Source organism: Pseudomonas sp. Irchel 3F3 (assembly GCF_900187545.1).
GTDB lineage: Bacteria > Pseudomonadota > Gammaproteobacteria > Pseudomonadales > Pseudomonadaceae > Aquipseudomonas > Aquipseudomonas fortuita.
In genome coordinates this window covers 53205-74672 of sequence record NZ_FYDS01000001.1, presented here as the reverse complement: position 1 = coordinate 74672, position 21468 = coordinate 53205, and the positions used below count along the sequence as shown (strand labels likewise).

19 protein-coding genes and 4 tRNA genes are annotated in these 21468 nt (G+C 61.4%); 5 read left to right on the top strand and 18 right to left on the bottom strand.

Features of this window, described 5'->3' with window-relative positions; all coding sequences use genetic code 11:
* Positions 1-45: 45 nt before the first annotated feature.
* The 3 genes from greB to CKW35_RS00330 all read right to left on the bottom strand — a co-directional run bounded on the left by greB (position 46) and on the right by CKW35_RS00330 (position 2457).
* A complete protein-coding gene (gene greB / locus CKW35_RS00340; protein WP_016485896.1) occupies positions 46-519 on the bottom strand; it encodes a transcription elongation factor GreB in 474 nt (157 codons plus the stop codon).
* 11 nt (positions 520-530) lie between these two features.
* Positions 531-839, bottom strand: a complete 309-nt coding sequence (locus tag CKW35_RS00335; protein ID WP_016485895.1) for a hypothetical protein — start codon at positions 837-839, stop codon at positions 531-533.
* Between the two features lie 211 nt (positions 840-1050).
* Positions 1051-2457: a transglycosylase SLT domain-containing protein gene (locus CKW35_RS00330; RefSeq protein WP_016485894.1), complete on the bottom strand. Its 1407-nt coding sequence runs from the start codon at positions 2455-2457 to the stop codon at positions 1051-1053.
* Positions 2458-2614: 157 nt separating this feature from the next.
* Between CKW35_RS00330 and CKW35_RS00325 the strand changes: the two genes are divergently transcribed.
* From CKW35_RS00325 to CKW35_RS00315, 3 genes are all read left to right on the top strand, one after another.
* A complete protein-coding gene (locus tag CKW35_RS00325) occupies positions 2615-3412 on the top strand; it encodes a TatD family hydrolase (RefSeq protein ID WP_016485893.1) in 798 nt (265 codons plus the stop codon).
* 109 nt (positions 3413-3521) lie between these two features.
* The gene (locus tag CKW35_RS00320) at positions 3522-5000 is read left to right on the top strand and encodes a methyl-accepting chemotaxis protein (protein WP_060518920.1); all 1479 of its coding nucleotides are present in this window, start codon (positions 3522-3524) and stop codon (positions 4998-5000) included.
* 75 nt (positions 5001-5075) lie between these two features.
* Positions 5076-5444 (top strand): Mpo1-like protein, encoded by a 369-nt coding sequence (locus CKW35_RS00315; protein WP_016485891.1) that lies wholly within the window; start codon positions 5076-5078, stop codon positions 5442-5444.
* A gap of 136 nt (positions 5445-5580) precedes the next feature.
* Here the strand turns inward: CKW35_RS00315 and CKW35_RS00310 are convergent, their stop codons facing one another.
* The 3 genes from CKW35_RS00310 to CKW35_RS00300 form a co-directional block, all read right to left on the bottom strand.
* Positions 5581-6378 carry an acyl-CoA thioesterase II gene (locus tag CKW35_RS00310; RefSeq protein ID WP_016485890.1) on the bottom strand — a complete coding sequence of 266 codons (798 nt, stop codon included), beginning with the start codon at positions 6376-6378 and terminating at the stop codon, positions 5581-5583.
* Positions 6379-6466: 88 nt separating this feature from the next.
* A complete protein-coding gene (locus CKW35_RS00305; protein ID WP_095114687.1) occupies positions 6467-7234 on the bottom strand; it encodes a CHAD domain-containing protein in 768 nt (255 codons plus the stop codon).
* A gap of 14 nt (positions 7235-7248) precedes the next feature.
* Positions 7249-7527, bottom strand: a complete 279-nt coding sequence (locus CKW35_RS00300; RefSeq protein ID WP_003250254.1) for a lipoprotein — start codon at positions 7525-7527, stop codon at positions 7249-7251.
* Positions 7528-7705: 178 nt separating this feature from the next.
* Here CKW35_RS00300 and CKW35_RS00295 point away from each other — a divergent pair, with 178 nt between their 5' ends.
* Positions 7706-8746 carry a patatin-like phospholipase family protein gene (locus CKW35_RS00295; RefSeq protein WP_016485889.1) on the top strand — a complete coding sequence of 347 codons (1041 nt, stop codon included), beginning with the start codon at positions 7706-7708 and terminating at the stop codon, positions 8744-8746.
* A 104-nt stretch (positions 8747-8850) separates the two neighbouring features.
* Here the strand turns inward: CKW35_RS00295 and CKW35_RS00290 are convergent, their stop codons facing one another.
* From CKW35_RS00290 to CKW35_RS00240, 11 genes are all read right to left on the bottom strand, one after another.
* The gene (locus tag CKW35_RS00290; RefSeq protein WP_016485888.1) at positions 8851-10722 is read right to left on the bottom strand and encodes a SurA N-terminal domain-containing protein; all 1872 of its coding nucleotides are present in this window, start codon (positions 10720-10722) and stop codon (positions 8851-8853) included.
* Between the two features lie 181 nt (positions 10723-10903).
* Entirely contained in the window at positions 10904-11176 is a 273-nt protein-coding gene (locus CKW35_RS00285) for an HU family DNA-binding protein (RefSeq protein WP_016485887.1), read from the bottom strand.
* A 152-nt stretch (positions 11177-11328) separates the two neighbouring features.
* Positions 11329-13725, bottom strand: coding sequence for an endopeptidase La (gene lon / locus CKW35_RS00280; RefSeq protein ID WP_060518931.1), 2397 nt, complete (start codon positions 13723-13725; stop codon positions 11329-11331).
* A 163-nt stretch (positions 13726-13888) separates the two neighbouring features.
* On the bottom strand, positions 13889-15172 hold the full coding sequence (clpX, locus tag CKW35_RS00275; protein WP_016485885.1) for an ATP-dependent Clp protease ATP-binding subunit ClpX: 1284 nt from the start codon (positions 15170-15172) through the stop codon (positions 13889-13891).
* A 108-nt stretch (positions 15173-15280) separates the two neighbouring features.
* On the bottom strand, positions 15281-15922 hold the full coding sequence (gene clpP, locus CKW35_RS00270) for an ATP-dependent Clp endopeptidase proteolytic subunit ClpP (protein WP_012271562.1): 642 nt from the start codon (positions 15920-15922) through the stop codon (positions 15281-15283).
* Between the two features lie 91 nt (positions 15923-16013).
* The gene (tig, locus tag CKW35_RS00265) at positions 16014-17327 is read right to left on the bottom strand and encodes a trigger factor (RefSeq protein ID WP_095114685.1); all 1314 of its coding nucleotides are present in this window, start codon (positions 17325-17327) and stop codon (positions 16014-16016) included.
* A gap of 248 nt (positions 17328-17575) precedes the next feature.
* Positions 17576-17875 carry a DUF6388 family protein gene (locus tag CKW35_RS00260; RefSeq protein WP_016485883.1) on the bottom strand — a complete coding sequence of 100 codons (300 nt, stop codon included), beginning with the start codon at positions 17873-17875 and terminating at the stop codon, positions 17576-17578.
* Between the two features lie 210 nt (positions 17876-18085).
* Positions 18086-18161, bottom strand: a tRNA-His gene (locus CKW35_RS00255).
* A gap of 44 nt (positions 18162-18205) precedes the next feature.
* Positions 18206-18290: transfer RNA gene (locus CKW35_RS00250), tRNA-Leu, on the bottom strand.
* A 52-nt stretch (positions 18291-18342) separates the two neighbouring features.
* Positions 18343-18418 (bottom strand) — tRNA-His (locus CKW35_RS00245).
* Positions 18419-18460: 42 nt separating this feature from the next.
* Positions 18461-18537 (bottom strand) — tRNA-Arg (locus CKW35_RS00240).
* Positions 18538-18807: 270 nt separating this feature from the next.
* Here CKW35_RS00240 and folD point away from each other — a divergent pair.
* Complete coding sequence (gene folD / locus CKW35_RS00235) at positions 18808-19662, top strand: bifunctional methylenetetrahydrofolate dehydrogenase/methenyltetrahydrofolate cyclohydrolase FolD (protein ID WP_016485882.1); 855 nt, start codon at positions 18808-18810, stop codon at positions 19660-19662.
* 115 nt (positions 19663-19777) lie between these two features.
* On the opposite strand, the gene CKW35_RS00230 is transcribed toward folD, so the two are convergent.
* The gene (locus CKW35_RS00230) at positions 19778-21466 is read right to left on the bottom strand and encodes a bifunctional diguanylate cyclase/phosphodiesterase (protein ID WP_016485881.1); all 1689 of its coding nucleotides are present in this window, start codon (positions 21464-21466) and stop codon (positions 19778-19780) included.
* Between the last annotated feature and the right edge of the window lie 2 nt (positions 21467-21468).

Genomic DNA, 21468 nt, shown 5'->3' with positions numbered 1-21468 from the left:
CTTCGCGGGCGTGCCCGCGAAGGGGCCGGTGCAGGTAACATCAATTTATTGGCCGTAACTGATACTGTTGACATACCAGGTCGCTTCACCGGTAGGCGTGTGCACCACTACCTCATCGCCCTCCTCCTTCTTGAGCAAGGCGCGCGCCATGGGCGAGTCGATCGAGATGTAATCGTTGCGCCCGTAGATCTCGTCATAGCCGACAATGCGAAATTTCATGGTCTCGCCATCGTCATTCTCGACTTCGACCCAGGCACCGAAAAATACCTTGCCTTCCTGCTGAGGTGAGTAGGCCACCACTTTTACATCTTCAAGACGCTTGCGCAGGTAACGCACCCGGCGGTCGATTTCGCGCAACAGCTTCTTGTTGTACTGATAGTCGGCATTCTCGCTGCGGTCGCCCAGCGACGCGGCCCAGGCAACCTTCTGGGTGATCTCCGGGCGATATACCCGCCACAGGTGGTCCAGTTCTTTCTTCAGCGCCTCATGGCCTTGCGTGGTGATGATGTTGGTACTCAACAGCGCACTCCTCAGCGGCGGGTAATAAGGCCTTGGCGCGCGATGCGAGTGAGGTGGCCAATGACTTCTGCGGCCTCGCCCGGCGCCGGGGCCTGAATTACGGCCAGGTCGAAACGGTCATTGCCGTATTGCGCCAGGTGGCAGCCGATTTCAGCGAACTGGATCAGAAAGGCACGCGCCTGGCCCTTGCGCCGGGACAGGCCTTCGAGATGACGCAAAAGGGTGGGCTGATGCTGACCACCGAGCAGAATGCGCGGTGTGCGGGTGGCCTGGCTGGCAGGCAAAGGGCTCAAACAGACACTGGTACGTGGACAACTCATGGAGCTTCTCTCCGCCTCGCGAATCCCGCTGGGCAGCGGTGGGAGGCGTCACCGAACCAGCGCTTTAGCGGTATTTCGGATGGCCCGGAGGTGGGGCTTTCCTGCGCCCCGCAAGTAGCTGTTTAAATCGGCGCAGGCGGTATGCTAGAGCGATGAGCTACAAGTTGCAAGCTGCAAGCTGCAAGCAAAAGCACGCCAGCAAAATCATTTATCAACGCTTCGCTACGCGCTCCAGCACGGCCCGCTCGCGGTTGAATGCCAAAAAGTACTTGTTGACACTGTTGACGAAGTTGACCGGCCCCATGCCTACCTGCTCCATGGCGATGCGTTCGGTCTGGAAGAACCACTGATTGCCGTTAAGGCCGCGCCGCCGGGCTTCGGCGCGCATGGCCTGAACGCGCTCGGGGCCGAGGTTGTAAGCCGCCAGCACAAAGGCCATGCGCTCACGCTCGTTGATTCTGGGGCTGGCAAAGAACTTACGCCGAATCAGGGCCAGGTAGCGTGCGCTGGCCTGTACATTGCCATCTACCGTGGCGGTGTTGCTTACCCCCACGCGCTGGGCCGCCGAAGGGGTAATCTGCATCAGGCCATGGGCACCGCCCGTGCCGCGTGCGGCCGGGTTGAGCGTCGATTCCTTGAAAGCCAGCGCCGCCAGGTTGAGCCAGTCGATCTGCTGCGCCTGACCATGCTTCTGCAGCACTGCCCGCACCGAGGCCAGCCGCTGGCGGTCCTTGCTGGCCAATGGGTTGTGCACCCGGTACTGGCGCCGGTAGATGCGCTCGAACGCGGCATCCTGATTGTCTGGCGCGCGGTAACCTCGCAGAAAGTGATCCACCGTGGCCAACAGCTGCGGCGCATCGCGCCCCACATACCAGCGCATGGCTTGCGGTGGCCCCAGGCGCACACGGCTGTCCAGCCGCAGGCGCGGCATAACCCGCGCCCAGCGCCGGGCAATCGGCTGTTCGACAACGGTAAGGTGGTAGATGCCTGCCTGCACCATTTCCAGTACATCCTCCACCGCCAACGTGGAGTCAACCCACTCCACCTTGATCGGCGGCCGCTTGCGCAGCGCCAGTTGCTGGTTGACCTGCTGGATCAGCGGGCCGGCGGCACTCGCGCTGGTCAAGGCCACGGTACGCCCGGACAGCTGTTCGACCTTGCTGAAGCTTCGCTCGCCTTTGCGCCCCACCAGCGTCAACGGCACCTGGTCGAGTATCGGCGCAGTGCTGCTGACGCCGCGTACCGTGCCAGGGTCGAGCAGCTCGCCCGGCGCAGCCAGGTCACCCTCCCCGCGGGCCAGAGCGCCCAGCAACTGCTCCTTGGCACGTGGGATGAGCTTTAGCTGGATCTGCTGGTCGTCCGCGTTGCGGGCATTGAGGTAATGCTCCAGGGCACGCAGGCGATAGTACTCGATGCCAACTGGCTCGCCCTTGACCTCGCCAGAGCTGTTACGGCTCTGGTTGACCAGCACCCGCAGCACTTTGCTGGTGCGAACCTGCTGCAGGTCACGCACCTTGGCGGGTGGTATGTTCTGCTGCGGCCCCGGCGCGCGCGCCTGGGCCGGGCCGGTCAGGGTCAGGCCCAGCGTCAGCAGAAAAACAAGCCAGCATCGCAGCATGCCAAAACGTGTCCGTGGTGGTTGGGCGGTATCCATGGGTTGAGCCGCCAAGTGAGAAATGACGGTAAAAGACCACGGCAACAGCATGAAGTTCTTGGTTTTTTCAGAAAAACGCGGATTTTGCTATGCTGGCCGCCCCGCGGCACGAGATAGCACCATGCAACTGATCGATATCGGCGTCAACCTGACGAACAGCAGTTTCCACGACCAGCAGGCGGCAATCGTCGAGCGCGCCCTTGAGGCCGGGGTCACACAAATGGTGCTGACAGGCACCAGCCTGGCAGTCAGTGAACAGGCGCTGGAGCTGTGCCAGCAGTTGGATGCAAGCGGTGCGCACCTGTTCGCCACAGCGGGCGTGCACCCCCACGATGCCAAGTCCTGGGATGCCGGCAGCGAGCGCCAGTTACGCCAGTTGTTGAATGAGCCGCGCGTGCGCGCCGTGGGCGAATGCGGCCTGGATTTCAACCGCGACTTCTCCCCTCGCCCACTGCAGGAACAAGCCCTGGAAGCCCAGTTGGCGCTGGCCGCAGAGCTGCGCCTGCCGGTGTTCCTGCACGAGCGCGACGCCAGCGAGCGCTTGCTTTCGATCCTCAAGCATTACCGCGACCACCTGAGCGGCGCGGTGGTGCACTGCTTTACCGGCGAGCGCGAGGCGCTGTTCGCCTATCTGGACATGGACCTGCACATTGGCATTACCGGCTGGATCTGCGATGAACGCCGTGGCACCCACCTGCATCCACTGGTAGGCAACATTGCCGAAGGGCGGCTGATGCTGGAGAGCGATGCCCCCTACCTGCTGCCACGCAGCCTGCGGCCCAAGCCGAAGAATGGGCGCAACGAGCCAGCATTTCTGCCGGAGGTGTTGCGCGAAGTGGCGCTGCATCGGGGCGAATCGGTCGAGCACACGGCGGCGCATACCACCGCAACGGCGCGGGCGTTTTTCCGGCTCCCCTGAGCCCTGTGCGCGGGCTGTTGATATGGGTCAACATCTGGCTGAGTAGATGCAGGCACAATGATGGCACCTTGCGAATACTGTTTCCGCTCAACTCAGAGAAGACCTGCCCATGGGTGCCTGGCTTAGCAATGTTTCCCTGAAGTACAAATTCTGGGCCGTCAATGCGGTGGCCTTTGTCACGACCCTGCTGCTGGTGCTCTACGCCGTACACCTTGAGCAACGCGCCCGCGCCGAAGCGGCGCAGGCGCAGGCGGCAGCGCAAGCCCAGCTGCTGGCTGCCTGGCCTGCCGGGCAAGCATTGCCACGCACGGCCAACGTCATCAGCTGGTCGGCCGGGCAGACGCCGATTTTCGCCGGTGAAGCGCTCGATAGCCTGCGCAGCGGCCAAGGTTGGGTCGAGCTGCCGAGCGCCTGGATCCTCGGCGAAAACCCGTTGCGCGGTGCGCAGGTCTTGCGCAACGGCGACCAGCAGGTGGCCGTACTGGCGCAGTCGCCAAGCCTGCGTCAGGTATTTTTCGACCGCTTCAGCAACTACGCGGTGTGCGTCCTGATCCTGATGCTGGCCATGCTCGGCGCCTCGCAGTTGCTGATCCGCTTCCTGCTCAGCCAGCTCAATACGTTGAAGGATGTGATGCTGCACGTGGAAAAGACCGGCGACCTTGCTGCCCGTGTGCCGCTGGCCTGCGGCGACGAGGTCGGCCAGATGGCCGGCGCCTTCAATGCCATGCAGGCCACCTACCACCGCGTGGTCAGCACCGTCGCCCACACTGCGGCACAGCTGGACTCGGGCGCCGCACGCCTGGCCGCCAGCATGAGCAACGTCCGCCACGGCATGCTCGGCCAGCAGAGCGAGACTGATCAGGCCGCCACCGCCATCAACGAAATGTCGGCGACGGTGCACCATATTGCCCAGCATGCCGGTGCCACCCGTGACCTGTCACAAACCGCCGACACCTTGGCCGGCAGCGGCCAAGAGGTGGTCAGCCGGGTGCAGGATTCGATTTCCGGGCTTTCCAGCGGTGTTCAGCAAACCGCTGAAATGATTCGCCAACTGGCTGACGACAGCCAGAAAATCAACAGCGTGGTCGGTGTGATCCACAGCATCGCCGAGCAGACCAACCTGTTGGCGCTCAACGCGGCCATCGAAGCGGCGCGCGCCGGGGATCTGGGCCGCGGCTTTGCTGTGGTGGCCGATGAGGTACGTAACCTGGCCAAGCGCGTGCAAACCTCAACCGACGAAATCACCACCATGGTCTCTGCCCTGCAATCAGGCACCCGCGATGCCGTGGAATTCATGCAGGAAAGCTCGTTCAAGGCAGACGATTGCGTGCGCCAGGCCAAGGAGGCCGGCGAAGCACTGGCCGAGATTACCGGAGCTGTGGCGCAAATGCGCGAAAGCAATACCCAGATTGCCGTGGCGGCCGAGCAGCAAAGCCAGGTGGCCGAGGAAATGAACCGGGCGGTGGTGAGCATCCGCGATGTCACCGAACAGACCGTGCAGCAGACGGTGGGTTCGGCGAATACCAGTAGCGAATTGGCGACCCTGGCCGGCGAACTGAACAGGGCCATTGGCCAGCTCAAGCTATAGTCGCCATAGCCTGCCTCGATTGGCCTGCGCCCGGCAACCGCACTAGACTTTGGGCATGACCGAGAGGAATTGCCCATGAGCAAACGCCTGCCCAACCTGCCCGCCTGGCAATGGCGCGGCTATCACAATAACCACCGTCACCCCGCCAATCTGGTGCTGCACCTGATTGCGGTGCCGCTGTTCATACTGGGCGCCCTGCTGATTTTGTCGGGCCTCTTCGCCCTGGACCTGGGCCAGATCGCCGTTGGCGTGATCGCCCTGATTGCCGGCCTTGGCTTACAGCGCCATGGCCACCGCCTGGAGGTAGAGCAGCCCGAACCCTTTGCCAACCGCCAGGATGCCGTGCAGCGCCTGCTGACAGAGCAGTTCATCACCTTTCCGCGCTTTGTGCTGAGCGGGGCCTGGTGGAAGGCCTGGCGGGAGCGGCACAAACACCGCCATTGATGCCATGGGGCTGCTTTGCAGCCCAATCGCGACGCAAGGCCGCTCCCACAAGGATCTCGCAATTTTCAGATTGCGCGTGATTCCTGTGGGAGCGGCCTTGCGCCGCGAAAGGAGCGCGCAGCGCTCCCAAGACTGATCAGGCAAACACGGTCACAGTCTGTCGGCTCAGGGCAAGCAATTCGCCTTCCGCCGTCCACAACGCCGCCGCAGCATGCCCATAACCCTCCCGCGCATGCTCGGTCTCCACGCAGTAGCGGCACCAGTCCAGGGTCGACAGCTTCGCCGTGGGCTGAATGAACTCGATGGTCCAGGTCAGGGTGCTGCCTGCTGCGGGCTGTTTGAGAAAGGGCATCAGGCTGGGTGGCCAGGCATCGACCAACGCCAGCAAATGCGCCTCATTGACCTGTTCTTCAGCCACATCGCGCAAGCGCACCCAACCGCCCATCTTGCGCGACTGATTGCCACTGAATGGCAACCCACCCACTGCCCAGCGCAAGGCCACGTGCCGCATGAACTCCGGAGTAACGCCTTTGATATACGGCAACTCGGGCGCTGCGTCATCGAGTGCTGGCATTTCCATCGCCGGTAACGCTGGCACCTCGACCACCGAAGGCCGGCCTGCACCGAAATTACCCTGCACCAGGGTCACCACCTGGCCATCCTGCACGGCGCGGCCGAGCAATGTGCTGACCGCCTTGCCTTCGCGCAGCACCTCCACTTCGAAACGGATTGGCACATCGGCAGCAGCAGGCGCGACGAAACTGATGGCCAGCGAGCGCACAGGGCGGCTGTCGGACAGTTTCAGGCACATGGCCTCATAAACCATGGCCGCCATGAGGCCGCCAAAGGCGGCGCGACCCTGGGCCCAGCCAGGCGGGATACTGACGGCATCCGGATTGGCCCGCACGGCGTCAAGCAGTTGGTTGAAGTTCATTGGCTGGCTCCTGCCCACAGCGATAAGGTCTGCCCATCGTAGCCAGCAAACTCCAGGCGATCAGCCCGCATATCGGTCAATGTTCGGGCTAGCGACGCGCCAGCGCGCGCAGCAGGGCATCCAGCGTCACATCCGCCGTGCGTTCCGCCTCGTGCAGTTCCTGCTCCCACGCGGCCTTGCAAGGGGCCAGGTCAGCATGGTCGCGTGCCTGCAGCAACCACTGCAGGCGGTCATGCCAGCCGCCCAGGTCTGCCTGTGCCTTTTTCAGCAGGCGCTGCAGTTTTTTCCCGGCATGGTCGAGCTGCGGGTAGGCTTCGTCGCCATAGCGCGCACGCTTGATCAGCAAGCGCAGGCGGTGGCGGTCGTGAGCAGGGTCTTGCAGGGCTTCGTGCAGCCTACGCCACTGCTTGACCAGGCGCTTGTCAATGCGCTTGTCCAGCGACTTGACCAGCCCCTCACGGCCTGCCGCCCGCAAGAACAACGGAAACGCGTCCACAATCGCCAGCACCCGGGTCAGTTGCGGGCTGGCAGCCACACTGGCAAAGGTCCTGCCACGCCCGTCCAGGCGCCGCTGCCCTGCTGCAGTATGGCCGCGCCCGATCAGCTCCGCTGCCAGCACCTCGCGGTCACGCAATAGCGTGGTCAGGGTACCCAACGCGCTGGCGGCCTCCTCCAACTGCTCCACACCAGGCAGCCCGCGCAGGGGCCTCAGCAGGCTGCGCAAGCGCCGCAGGCTGATGCGCAGGTCGTGCAAGGCCTCGCTGTCAGTATCAGCGGCCAGGCGTTCCCGGCAAGCCAGCAGCCGCACCTGCACCGCCAGGATCTGTGCAACGACATGGTCTAGCATGGCAGACATACGACGCTCCTCGGTCAGCGCCCAGCGCGCGACTCACGAATGTAGAAGCGCGCCTTTTCGGCTTTGCGCGTGCAGCTTTCATAACCTTCGAACTGCTGCTGGGTCTTGGCCCCGGTCAACAGCGACAAAGCCTTGGAGTAACTGACAGCACCGGCAAAGCCTTCGGCCTTGGCCAGGTCCAATTCCTTCCAGGCGGCATCCAGCTGGGTCGCGCAGCTGTCACGGTAGGCCGTCTTGCCTGCGCAGCCAGCAAGGGCCAAGGCAATCAGTGGAAGGCAGATCCAGGCTTTCATCAGTAATACCTCAATGGAAAAAACAGTGGCTGTTCGACGCCCCGGCAGCTGAAAAGTGCCCTGCCCGACCAACTGTGCCTGGCCGGTTTTATTACAGTAGCTCAGCGCGATCGACATTGAAGCACAGCCTGTGATGGGTGCATTGTAGGACCATGGTTGCACTGGACGGGGAATATTCATGAGCAAACGCGTGGCACTGGTACTGGGCTCAGGCGGAGCCCGGGGGTATGCACACATCGGTGTGATTGAAGAAATCGAGCGGCGCGGCTACGACATTGCCTGCATTGCCGGCTGCTCCATGGGTGCAGTGGTTGGCGGCATCTATGCCGCCGGCAAGCTGAGCGACTATCGCAACTGGATCGAGAGCCTCGATTACCTGGATGTACTGCGCCTGGTCGACGTCAGCTTTCGCCTCGGTGCCATTCGTGGCGACAAGGTGTTCGGGCAAATCCGCAAGATCGTCGGCGAAATCAACATCGAGCAATTGCGCATCCCCTATACAGCGGTTGCAACCGACCTCACCAACCAACAGGAAATCTGGTTCCAGGAAGGCTGCCTGCACCAGGCCATGCGCGCCTCGGCGGCCATCCCAAGCCTGTTCACCCCTGTGATGCAGGGCAACCGTATGCTGGTCGACGGGGGCATCCTCAACCCGCTGCCGATTGTGCCTGTGGTATCCAGCCACTGCGACCTGATCATCGCGGTCAACCTCAACGCCACCAATCAGAAGCAATACCAGTTACCGGTGATTGAGCGCCCTGCGGCGTTCAAGATGCGTTTTGACTCCTTGCTGAGCTCATTGGGCTCTCGCCTGCCATTCCGGCGCAAGCCGGCGGAAGAGCTGATGCGTATCGAACAGGAGATCGCTGCCGATGGCCTGGCACCGCCAAACCCTTGGCTGGCAGATGCCGCCGACCCGGAAGGCCAGCAACCGGCGGCGGCACCGGAACGCGAGGGCGCGCCAAAATCGGCGACCGGCTCGTTCATCATCGACAACGTGGGGCCTGCTTCGCTGCTGGACCTGATCAACCAGAGCTTCGAGGTCATGCAGACTTCGCTGGCGCAATACAAGATCGCCGGCTACCCACCGGACGTGCTGATCAACGTGCCCAAACGGGTGTGCCGATTCTTCGAGTTCTACAAGGCGCCCGAGCTGATTGCCCTGGGACGGGAAATTGCGCGGGATACGCTGGATAACCACGAAGGGGTGAAGCGCTAAGCGCTATAGCACCTGTGCCGCTCTCTTCGCGGTAGCCCGCCCCCACAGGTACTGAAACGAAACAGGCCGCACGAGGCGGCCTGTTCCTTCATGCAGCAACCACCTCAGTAACGGGTGATGTCAGCATTGGCTTCCAGCTGCTTGCGGTACGCCGCGAAGTCCTGCTGACCAGCACGCGATGCGAGGTAGCGGCGGATCTGCTGCTTCTCTTCGTCGGTGGCGGTAGCGCCTTCGTTGACACCCTTGAGCTGCAGCACCACCAGGCTACCGTCACGCAGCACTACGCTGCCATACACCGGCTTGTCCTTGGCTTGCGGCTTGCCCAGGCGGAACAGCGCCTGCAGTTCGGCCGGATCAATACCGTCCTCGCCACGGGTGACTGCTTCATGGGCCTTCCAGCCTTGCCCTTCGTGCACGCTGCCTGCGGCGATGGAGCCATCACGCAGGCCGGCAATCAGCTTGTCCGCCTTGGCCTTCAGCTCGGCAGTCGCCTTCTCTTTGGCCAGGTGTTCGCGGATGTTGCTGGCCACCGCTTCCAGCGGCAGTTGCTCCGGCTTGCGGTGCTCCTTGACGCGCAATACCACGGTGGTCTCCGGGTCGAGCTCGATCGCGGTGCTGTTGGCAGCCTCCTCCAGCACTTCTTCGGAGAACGCAGCCTGCACCACCGAACGGTTGGCGGTAATGCCTTCACCACCCTCGCGCCCAAAGGCTGCAGAGGTCTGCACCTTGAGGTTCAGGTCCTGAGCCGGCTGGGCCAGGTCGGAAGCCTCGTAGGCAGCATCCTGCAGCTGCTTGCTGGCATCGACGTAACGCTGCTCGACCAGCGGGATTTTCAGGTCACGGGTCAGTTTGTCCTTCAAGCTGGCGAAGCTCGGCACCTCAGGCGCCTGCACACCCAGCAGCTTGATCAGGTGGTAGCCAAACTCGGTGCGCACTGGCGCCGAGACCTGGCCGTCCTGCAGCTTGTACAGCGCGTCCTCGAACGCCGGGTCGTAGACACCCGGGCCGGCAAAGCCGAGGTCACCACCGCTGCTGGCCGAACCCGGGTCCTGGGAGAACTCCTTGGCCAACGCGGCAAAGCTTTCACCCTTGGCCAGGCGCTGCTCGATCTCTTCGGCACGGGCCTTGGCCTGGGCGTCGGTGACCTTGTCGTTGACCTCGATGAGGATGTGCGCGGCATGGCGTTGCTCGGCCAGGTTGGCGATTTCCTTCTCGTACTGGGCCTTGAGCTCTTCGTCGGTCACCTTGACCTGGTCGAAGAACGCCGACTTCTTCAGTTCGATGTAGTCGATCACCACCTGGTCAGGCGACATGAACTCCTTGGCGTGCTGCTCGTAATGCGCCTTGACCTCTTCGTCGCTGACCTTGACCGCAGCCGGGTCGGCCTTGAAGGTCAGGGAGGCGAAGTCACGGGTCTGCTTCTCCAGGCGAGCGAAGGCATCGACCTGCTGGTCGGTGACAAAACTGCTGCCGGCCAGGCCGGTGCGCAGCTGGCCGATGAGCATTTCCTCGGCGAGCATGTCGCGGAACTGCATGCGGCCGTAACCCATTTGGCGGATGACCTGGTCGAAGCGGTCAGCACTGAACTTGCCGTCCACCTGGAACTCCGGGGTTTGCAGGATCACCTGATCCAGCGCAGCCTCGGAGAAGGCAAACTTGGCATCTTCGGCGCCTTGCAGCAGCAACTTGCGGCTGATCAGGCCCTTGAGCGCCTCTTCACGCAGCAATTTGTCATCCAGCAGCGCTGGGTCGAAATCCTTGCCCAACTGTTGCATCAACTGACGGCGCTGCATGTCGGCAGCCTGCCCCAGCTCGTTCTGGCTGATGGTCTGGCCGTTCACCTTGGCGGCGTCCTGGCTATGGGTGGCGGCCTGGAAAATGGCTTCGAAACCGGTCAACGCCATCAAGACGACGATAAGGCCGATGATGGTCTTGGCAATCCAACCTTGTGAATTGTCCCTGATATTTTGCAGCATGCGTCCCCCAGAAACGGCTGTACCACTGCGTCGACAACCGCGGAGCGTGGGTAGAATCCTGATAAAAGAAAGGCGCATCCGAGGATGCGCCTTTTCTTAGCAAACGTGTCAGGCGGGAACGTTTGCGCCCCGCCTTCAGCGTGCTCGGACCCGGCAAGGCCGGGGCCGGCTGAAAGACGACTTAGTTGACGGCGTCTTTCAGGCCTTTGCCAGCCTTGAAACCTGGAACCTTGGCGGCTTCGATCTTGATGGCCTTACCGGTTTGAGGGTTGCGGCCAGTACGTTCGGCGCGGTCCTTGACCGAGAAGGTACCGAAGCCAACCAGAACGACGTCGTCGCCTGCTTTCAGGGCACCGGTTACGGAGTCGATCACAGCGTCCAAAGCCTTACCTGCGGTAGCTTTGGAAATGTCAGCCGATGCAGCGATAGCGTCAATCAGTTCCGACTTGTTCACTCTAAGTCCCCTTATTTCTCTAATGAGTTTGTTTCTAAGTATGTAATGAAAAGCTTATGAAACGTGCGCTGGGTGGCCTGATGACAATAGCGTGCCGCTTTATAGCAAGGGCCCGAAAAAACTGTCAAGGAAAGCCCCCCAGCCAAAAACTACTAATGCGTGCTGATTCTTTCCTTAGCATCGCCGTCGCGCTTTTCATCTTTCGCGACAATCTCAGGAGCCACATCTGGCAAGGGCTCCGGGGCGTATTGCAGCGCAATTTGCAGGACTTCGTCAATCCATTTGACCGGTTTGATCTGAAGATCCTGTTTGATATTTTCCGGAATCTCCTTCAGATCGCGAACATTCTCCTCTGGAATGATCACCGTCTTGATGCCGCCACGGTGTGCCGCCAGCAGTTTTTCCTTCAACCCGCCAATGGCCAGTACCTGGCCACGCAGGGTGATTTCGCCGGTCATGGCCACGTCGGCACGTACCGGAATCTGCGTCAGCGCCGACACCAGTGCAGTGCACATGCCGATACCCGCGCTTGGGCCGTCCTTCGGCGTGGCGCCTTCCGGCATGTGAATGTGCACGTCGCGCTTCTCGTGGAAGTCGGCGGCAATCCCCAGGCTGCGGGCGCGGCTGCGCACCACGGTCTGTGCGGCGGTGATCGACTCGACCATCACATCGCCCAGCGAGCCGGTCTTGATCAGTTGGCCCTTGCCAGGAATGACCACGGCCTCGATGGTCAGCAGTTCGCCACCCACCTGGGTCCAGGCCAGGCCGGTGACCTGACCGATCTGGTCCTGCTGCTCGGCCAGGCCGTAACGGAACTTGCGCACACCCAGCAGGTGCTCCAGCTGCTCGCTGGCCACCTTGACCTTGACCAGCTTCTGCCCGGTATGTTCCTTGACGACCTTGCGGCAGACCTTGGCAATTTGCCGCTCCAGCCCACGCACACCGGCTTCGCGGGTGTAATAGCGGATGATGTCGCGGATCGCCGAGACATCGACCTCCAGCTCGTCCTTCTTCAGGCCGTTGGCCTTGACCTGCTTGGGCACCAGGTATTTGACCGCGATGTTGATCTTCTCGTCTTCGGTGTAGCCCGGCAGGCGGATGACTTCCATCCGGTCGAGCAGCGCCGGCGGGATATTCATCGAGTTCGAGGTGCACAGGAACATCACGTCCGAGAGGTCGTAGTCGACTTCCAGGTAGTGGTCGTTGAAATTGTGGTTCTGCTCAGGGTCGAGCACTTCAAGCAGTGCCGAGGCCGGGTCGCCACGCATGTCGCTGCCCATCTTGTCGATTTCGTCGAGCAGGAACAGCGGGTTGCGCACCCCCACCTTGGTCATCTTCTGGATCAGACGGCCAGGCATGGAGCCGATGTAGGTACGGCGGTGGCCACGGATCTCTGCCTCGTCACGCACGCCACCGAGGGCCATGCGCACGAACTTGCGGTTGGTGGCAGCAGCGATCGATTCAGCCAGCGAGGTCTTGCCGACGCCAGGCGGGCCAACAAGGCAGAGCACCGGGCCGCGGATTTTCTTGACGCGCTTCTGCACGGCAAGGTACTCGAGAATGCGTTCCTTGACCTCTTCCAGGCCGTAGTGGTCGGCATCGAGGATTTCCTCGGCCTTTGTCAGGTCCAGACGCACCTTGCTCTGGGCTTTCCAAGGCACCTGCACGAGCCAGTCGAGGTACGAGCGCACCACAGTGGCCTCGGCCGACATTGGCGACATCTGCTTGAGCTTGTTCAGCTCTGCCTGGGCCTTGGCCAGGGCATCCTTGGGCAGGCCAGCGGCTTCGATGCGCTTTTTCAGCTCTTCGACTTCGTTGTGGCCTTCATCGCCATCACCGAGCTCTTTCTGAATGGCCTTCATCTGCTCATTCAGGTAGTACTCGCGCTGGCTGCGCTCCATCTGCTTCTTGACCCGGCCGCGGATGCGCTTTTCAACCTGCAGCAGGTCGATTTCAGCATCCAGCAGCGCCAATACGTGCTCGACACGGGTAGTCAGATCGACAATTTCGAGAATTTCCTGCTTCTGCTCGATCTTCAGGGCCATGTGGGCGGCCATGGTATCGACCAGACGCCCTGGCTCCTCGATGCTGTTCAGCGAAGACAGCACTTCGGCAGGGACTTTCTTACCCAGTTGCACGTACTGCTCGAATTGCGACAGCAAGGTGCGCACGAACACTTCCGACTCGCGCTCGGCGGCGTCGGTTTCGTCGATCAGGGAGACTTCGGCACGGATGTGCCCTTCTACTTCGGTGAAACGTTCGACGGCGCCGCGCTGCTCGCCCTCGACCAGCACCTTGACGGTGCCATCAGGCAGTTTCAGCAGTTGGAGTACGGTGGCAACGGTACCGACACGATACAGGGCGTCCTCGCCCGGGTCGTCGTCGGCCGGGTTTTTCTGGGCAAGCAGGAGGATCTGCTTTTCGCCCGTCATCGCTGCCTCGAGGGCTTCGATGGACTTTTCGCGCCCCACGAACAGCGGGATAACCATGTGCGGGTAAACAACGACATCGCGCAATGGCAAAAGAGGCAAGTCGAGGGTTGTCTTCATGATTTCGCCTCTACAGCGGCCTTATGGCCGGAAACCGGTGGAAATGATGCTTGGACCTAATGTGGGGGCATGCCTGGGAAATTACAAGCGCTAGCGCAGGAAAAGCAGAAAGGGGCCCGTAGGCCCCCTTCTTGCTTGCAACCGCCACCGGCCATTGCCTGAATCAGGCGTCTGGCGCGGCCTTGGCTTGCGGCTCGCTGTTTTCGTAGATCATCAGCGGCTGCGAGGTGCCTTCGATGACGCTCTCGTCGATCACCACCTTGCTGACATCCTTTTTGGAAGGGATCTCGTACATGGTGTCGAGCAGCACGCCTTCGAGGATCGAACGCAGGCCACGGGCGCCAGTCTTGCGCTCCAGGGCCTTGCGGGCAACGGCCTTGAGCGCATCGCTGCGGAACTCGAGGTCGACGCTTTCCATCTCGAACAGCTTGGCATACTGCTTGGTCAGAGCATTCTTCGGCTCGGTGAGGATCTGCATCAATGCAGCCTCGTCCAGCTCGTCGAGGGTAGCCAGCACCGGCAGACGGCCGACGAATTCCGGAATCAGGCCAAACTTGACCAGATCGTCCGGCTCGACCTCACGCAGGGACTCGCCAACCTTCTTGCCCTCTTCCTTGCTGCGCACTTCTGCGCCAAAACCGATGCCACCCTTGGTGGAGCGGCCCTGGATGACTTTTTCCAGACCCGAGAACGCGCCACCGCAAATGAACAGGATATTGCGGGTATCAACCTGCAGGAATTCCTGTTGCGGGTGTTTACGCCCGCCTTGCGGCGGCACCGAGGCCACAGTGCCCTCGATCAGTTTCAACAGCGCCTGCTGCACGCCCTCGCCCGAGACGTCACGGGTGATGGACGGGTTGTCCGACTTGCGCGAGATCTTGTCGATTTCGTCAATGTAGACAATGCCCATCTGGGCCTTTTCCACATCGTAGTCGCACTTCTGCAACAGCTTCTGAATGATGTTCTCGACGTCCTCACCCACATAACCGGCCTCGGTCAGGGTGGTGGCGTCAGCAATGGTGAACGGTACGTTCAACAGGCGTGCCAGGGTTTCGGCGAGCAGGGTCTTGCCCGAGCCGGTCGGCCCGATGAGCAGGATGTTGCTCTTGCCCAGTTCGACTTCGTCACCCTTCTTGTCACGCTGGTTCAGGCGCTTGTAGTGGTTATACACCGCTACGGCAAGCACCTTCTTCGCGCGCTCCTGACCAATCACATACTGGTCAAGGATGCCGCTGATTTCTTTCGGCGAAGGCAATTTGTGCGCGCTGCTCTCGGCCTGGGCTTCCTGCACCTCCTCACGGATGATGTCGTTGCACAGGTCGACGCACTCGTCGCAGATAAATACCGAGGGCCCGGCAATCAATTTGCGCACTTCATGCTGGCTTTTGCCGCAGAAGGAGCAATAGAGCAATTTGCCGCTGTCCTCGCCGTTACGGGTGTCAGTCATTCGATCGATCCAATCCGGTAGGCTTGCAACACAAGATGAAGGCAATTGCGGGCTTTTTCAAGTCCGCAGGCAGGCGGTTTGCGCGCCTGCCTGCTCTGGCGCCCCGGTTCAGGAGGCCAGTTGCCGCTTGTCGTAGACCGAGTCGATCAGGCCGTACTCGGCCGCGCGCGAGGCGCTCATGAAGTTGTCACGCTCAGTGTCACGCTGGATGGTCTCGAGGTCCTGGCCGGTGTGATAGGCCAGCAGCTCGTTGAGACGCGCCTTGATGCTGAGGATTTCCTGGGCGTGGATCTGGATGTCGGTAGCCTGGCCCTGGAAGCCGCCCAGCGGCTGGTGAATCATCACCCGCGAGTTAGGCAGGCAATGACGCTTGCCCTTGGCACCGGCGGTCAACAGGAAGGCACCCATGCTGCAGGCCTGGCCGATGCAGATGGTCGAGACATCCGGCTTGATGAATTGCATGGTGTCGTAGATCGACATGCCAGCAGTCACCGAGCCGCCTGGGGAGTTGATGTAAAGATGGATATCCTTGTCCGGGTTTTCCGCTTCCAGGAACAGCATCTGCGCCACTACCAGGTTGGCCATGTAGTCTTCTACAGGACCGACCAGGAAGATCACTCGCTCCTTCAACAGGCGCGAGTAAATGTCGTAGGCACGTTCGCCACGGGCGGACTGCTCGATAACCATCGGGACCAGGCCGCCTGCGGCCTGGATGTCAGAGCTCTGCTGAATATAAGAATTGCGGGACATGTCCTGCGCTCACTCCCAAATAGTCATGGCTTGAATACGCACAAGCCAGCTCGAAGGCTGGCTTGTGGGGGTTTCCTACGAGAGAAGCCCGTTACTCAGCAGCGGCAGGTGCCTCAGCTGGTTTTACGGCTTCTTCGTACGAGACCGACTTGTCGGTCACAGTCGCTTTCTGCAGGACAGTATCTACAACTTGCTCTTCCAGCACAACCGAACGGACTTCGTTCATCTGCTGGTCGTTCTTGTAGTACCAGGCGATGACCTGCTCAGGCTCTTGGTAAGCCGAAGCCATTTCTTCGATCATCTCGCGAACCTTGGCGTCATCCGGCTTCAGCTCGAACTGCTTGACCACTTCGGCCACGATCAGGCCCAGCACTACGCGGCGCTTGGCTTGCTCTTCGAACAGCTCAACTGGCAGCTGCTCAGGCTTGATGTTGCCACCGAACTGCTGAACGGCCTGCACGCGCAGACGGTTGACTTCGTTTTCCAGCAAAGCCTTTGGCACTTCGATCGGGTTGGCGGCCAGCAGACCGTCCATGACCTGGTTCTTCACCTTGGTCTTGATCGCTTGGCGCAGTTCACGCTCCATGTTCTTGCGAACTTCGGTGCGGAAGCCTTCCAGGGTCGACTCTTTGATACCGAACTGGGCGAAGAACTCTTCGTTCAGCTCTGGCAGCACAGGGGCGGCAACACTGTTGACGGTGATGGTGAACTCGGCAGCCTTGCCAGTCAGGTCCAGGTTCTGATAGTCCTCTGGGAAGGTCACGTTGACAACGCGCTCTTCGCCAGCCTTGGCGCCAACCAGGCCTTCTTCGAAGCCCGGGATCATGCGGCCGGAACCCAGCACCAGCGGAGTGCCCTTGGCCGAACCACCCGCGAACACTTCACCGTCGACCTTGCCGACGAAGTCGATGTTGACCTGGTCGTCGTTCTGCGCGGCGCGCTCGACAGCCTCGAAACGGGTGTTCTGCTTGCGCAGCACTTCCAGCATGTTGTCCAGGTCGGCGTCAGCCACTTCGGCGCTCAGGCGCTCGACGCTGATCGACTCGAGGCCGGCAACGGTGAACTCCGGGAACACTTCGAAGATGGCGACGAATTCCAGGTCCTTGCCCTTTTCGAAGGACTTCGGCTCTACAGCGGGGGCGCCGGCCGGGTTCAGCTTCTGCTCGACGATGGCTTCGTAGAAGGATGCCTGGACCAGGTCACCGAAAGCCTCTTGACGGGCGTCAGCTTCGAAACGCTGACGGATCACGTTCATCGGCACTTTACCAGGACGGAAGCCCGCAATCTTGGCGCGCTTGGCAGTCTGCTGCAGACGCTTGTTGACTTCGTTCTCGACGCGCTCGGCCGGAACGGCGATGGTCATGCGGCGCTCGAGAGCGGAAGTGTTTTCAACAGAAACTTGCATGGATATTCCTCGTTGCACAGACGTTAGCCGGCGTTAGCCCGACTCCAGAATCAAGGGCAAGCATTCTAGTGAGTCGCGCAGCAGAAGTCACCCCACTCGGGACGACGGGAAACCACGCCGGTCGATTAACTTTCATGGCCCGCACGGCATACCGCCAGGCCTGCTTCCAATAGGGGCCGCACGGCGCCCGTAGCGCCCTGTAGCCGAAATACCTTGTCAAACAACTGCCAGTGGCGAAATCGCTGCCTTTATTCAGGTTCGATTTCGTTGAACTGGCAATATTCTTCCCACTCCATCCCCAGCGCCTCGGCCACCTCGCGGTGCGTCTCCAGGCGCATGGCCTGCAGCTGCTCCGGGGTTTCGGCAATCAATTGCAGCGCCAATTCCCAGGGCTGAACGCCCTGCTCCTCGGCCGCGTCCTCGAACGCCCACTCGATTTGCTGGGCCTGCTCGCGCGCATCCAGCTCGCGGATCTCCTCGAGCAACTGCGGGTTGGCCTCTGCGAAGCGCTGTAGCGCCAGGGCCTGACGGGATTCTTTTGCGATCATTCGGCTGTTCCTCTGCCGGCCAAAAGACCGGTGTTTCAACCGGCTGAAATCTAACAGCTTTTATTGGGATGCCACTAGAGGATTGCAAGGGGGCGGATGTGAATTGGCGGTGAGGGCGTTCGCCACGACATTTTCAGCGCATGGAAGGCACGCACAGCGCCAAAACAAAAAGGCGCCCGATCTCACGATCAAGGCGCCTTTTCTGAAATATGGGGTGGACGATGGGAATCGAACCCACGACAACTGGAATCACAATCCAGCGCTCTACCAACTGAGCTACGCCCACCATATTGCGGTCTTGCGATGTTGCGGTACAGCTTTACAGAAGCATGGTGCGGACGAAGAGACTCGAACTCTTACAGCTTGCGCCGCTGGAACCTAAATCCAGTGTGTCTACCAATTTCACCACGTCCGCGTAACGCTTAAAACAAAGGCGCCAGAAGCTATCGAGGCGCCTTTGAAGAATATGGGGTGGACGATGGGAATCGAACCCACGACAACTGGAATCACAATCCAGCGCTCTACCAACTGAGCTACGCCCACCATATTGCATTACAACTTTACTTGCTTGCCCAAGCTGCCTAATGGCGCACCCGGCAGGACTCGAACCTGCGACCATCCGCTTAGAAGGCGGATGCTCTATCCAGCTGAGCTACGGGCGCTTAAGCTTGAAGCCTAACCGAACAAGTCATTAACAGGTAACTGCTAAACCACTCATTCTGCCCGACTTAGCCAACCAGTGCTAGGCTGTGCCCGACAAGTGCGGCGAATCTTATAGGCGACCCCGAAAGTCGTCAACACCTTTTTCAAAAAAATTTAAATTATTTAAGGGGTTAGGGGATTTGCCCGACCACCCGCCTTTGCCCTTGGCGCGTGTCGTGCGAGAATACGCGTTCTTTATTGTTTCCTTCTCGATGGTTAATCACGCGTCTATGACTGCACACCTAATCGATGGCAAGGCGATCGCCGCCAGCCTGCGCAAGCAGATCGCTCAACGTGTCGTGGAGCGTCGCCAGCAAGGCCTGCGTACGCCGGGCCTGGCAGTGATCCTGGTCGGCACCGACCCCGCCTCGCAAGTCTATGTCTCGCACAAGCGCAAGGACTGCGAAGAGGTCGGTTTCATTTCGCAGGCATTCGACCTGCCCAGCGACACTTCGCAGCAGGCCCTGACCGAGCTGATCGATCGCCTCAACGACGACCCGGCCGTAGATGGCATCCTGCTGCAACTGCCGCTGCCGGAGCACCTGGACGCCTCGCTGCTGCTCGAGCGCATTCGCCCGGACAAGGACGTGGACGGCTTCCACCCGTACAACGTAGGTCGCCTGGCCCAACGCATCCCGCTGCTGCGCCCATGCACACCGAAAGGCATCATGACCCTGCTGGAAAGCACTGGTCAGGACCTGTACGGCATGGATGCGGTCATCGTCGGCGCCTCCAACATCGTGGGTCGCCCGATGGCCATGGAGCTGCTGCTGGCCGGCTGCACCGTGACCGTCTGCCACCGCTTCACCAAGGACCTGGCCGGCCATGTCGGGCGTGCCGACCTGGTGGTTGTGGCTGCCGGCAAGCCGGGCCTGGTCAAGGGGGAGTGGGTCAAGGAAGGCGCCATCGTCATTGACGTGGGCATCAACCGCCAGGAAGACGGCAAGCTGGTGGGCGACGTGGTCTACGAGACCGCCCTGCCGCGCGCTGGCTGGATCACCCCGGTGCCGGGTGGCGTCGGGCCGATGACCCGGGCCTGCCTGCTGGAAAACACGCTGTATGCGGCGGAAGAGCTGCATAAGTAACAGTACGTGATGTGAAAACGGCACCTCTGGCAGGTGCCGTTTTTTTTGCCCATAAGCAATGCGCTGGCAGCACGCTGGCAGGCCTGAGTCTTTACCACCCTCCGCGGGTGGCCGCTCAGGGCTGGCGCCACTGCACCGGCTGCCGGTAGGCCTGCGCCCAGGCTTGCACTTCGCCGGCCGGCATCGGCCTGGCAATGCAATAACCTTGCGCCAGCTCGCAGCCCAGGCCCATCAGCACCCTGCCGTGCTCCACACTCTCCAGCCCTTCGGCTACCACCTCGCGACCGAAGGCTCGCGCCAGGCCGATGACGGCGGCGGTCAGCGCAAGGTCGTCCTGGTCGTGCAGGATGTCGCGCACGAACGACTGATCGATCTTGATCGTCTGGGTGGGCAAGCGTTTCAGGTAACTCAACGACGAATAGCCGGTGCCGAAATCGTCCAGCGAAAAGCGCACGCCCAGTGCACGACAGGCATCCAGGCAGCGGCTGACGTGCTGCAGGTTGTCGATGGCCACTGACTCGACGATTTCCAGGTCAAGCCGGGACGGGTTCACCTCCGGGTACTCTGCCAACAGCTGCTGCAGCCGCTCGGTAAAGTCACTGCGCTGTAAATGCCGCGCCGCAATATTCACACTCAATGACCAAGGCTGCCCCTGCCGCCCCCAGGCCTGCAACTGACTCAGCGCCTGGCCGATCACCCACTCGCCGATTTCAACGATCAGGTCGGTCTGCTCAACCCAAGGCAAAAAGTCGCCGGGCGGCACCACGCCCCGGCCAGGCCGCTGCCAGCGCAGCAAGCCCTCGAAGCCCAGCACCTGACCACTGCGCAGGTTCACCTTGGGCTGGTAATACAGGCACAGCTCGCGGTCGGTCAGTGCCCGTCGCACCCGCGCCACCGTCTGGTGGGTAGCCTTGAGCTCCTGCTCCTGCGATACGTCGAACAGGTGATAGCGGTTGCGCCCGCGCTGCTTGGCCAGATACATGGCCTGGTCGGCGTGGCGTACCAGCGTATCGGCATCTTCGTCATCCTGCGGGTACAGGGTCACGCCAATACTGGCGCTGAGCGACAGCGTGTGTTCACGTACCACACAGGGCGCCGCCAATGCCCGCAACACCCGCCTCAGGGCTGCATGCAGCTGGCGCTCATCATCAACATGGCGCAGGATCAGCACAAACTCGTCACCCGACAACCGGGCCACGGCATCACCCCCTCGCAGGATACCCTTCAAGCGCTGCGCCACTTCCACCAGCAGCAGGTCGCCCACGGCATGCCCGTAACCGTCGTTGACCGCCTTGAAGCCATCCAGGTCGAGCATGCACACCGCCAGCGAGATGTCTTCGCGGCGTGAGTAGGCCAAGGCCTGGTTCAGCAGGTCGGAGAGGTAGGCACGGTTGGGCAGGCCCGTCAGCACATCGTGACCCACCCGCCACTGCAAGGTATGCAGCAACTGGCGCTTCTCGGTGACGTCAAAGCGGATCGACACATACTTGCGCACCTGGCCAGTCAGCGGATCGACCAGTGGCACCATTGTGCTGTCGACCCAATACAGCGAACCGTCTCTGGACCGGTTGCAGATCTCCCCCTTCCACACCCGCCCGGCGGCGAGGGCGCGCCACATGCCGACAAAGAACGCCGGCTCGTGCAGGCCGGAGTTGAGGATGCGGTGGTTGGCGCCCAGCAGCTCCTCACGGCTGTAGCCCGAGATGCTGCAGAACTGCTGGTTGACGTAGGTGATGTTCCCACGCAGGTCGGTTTCGGAAAAGATCGCGGCCGCATCTACGGCCGCGCGATAGTTATCATCCATAA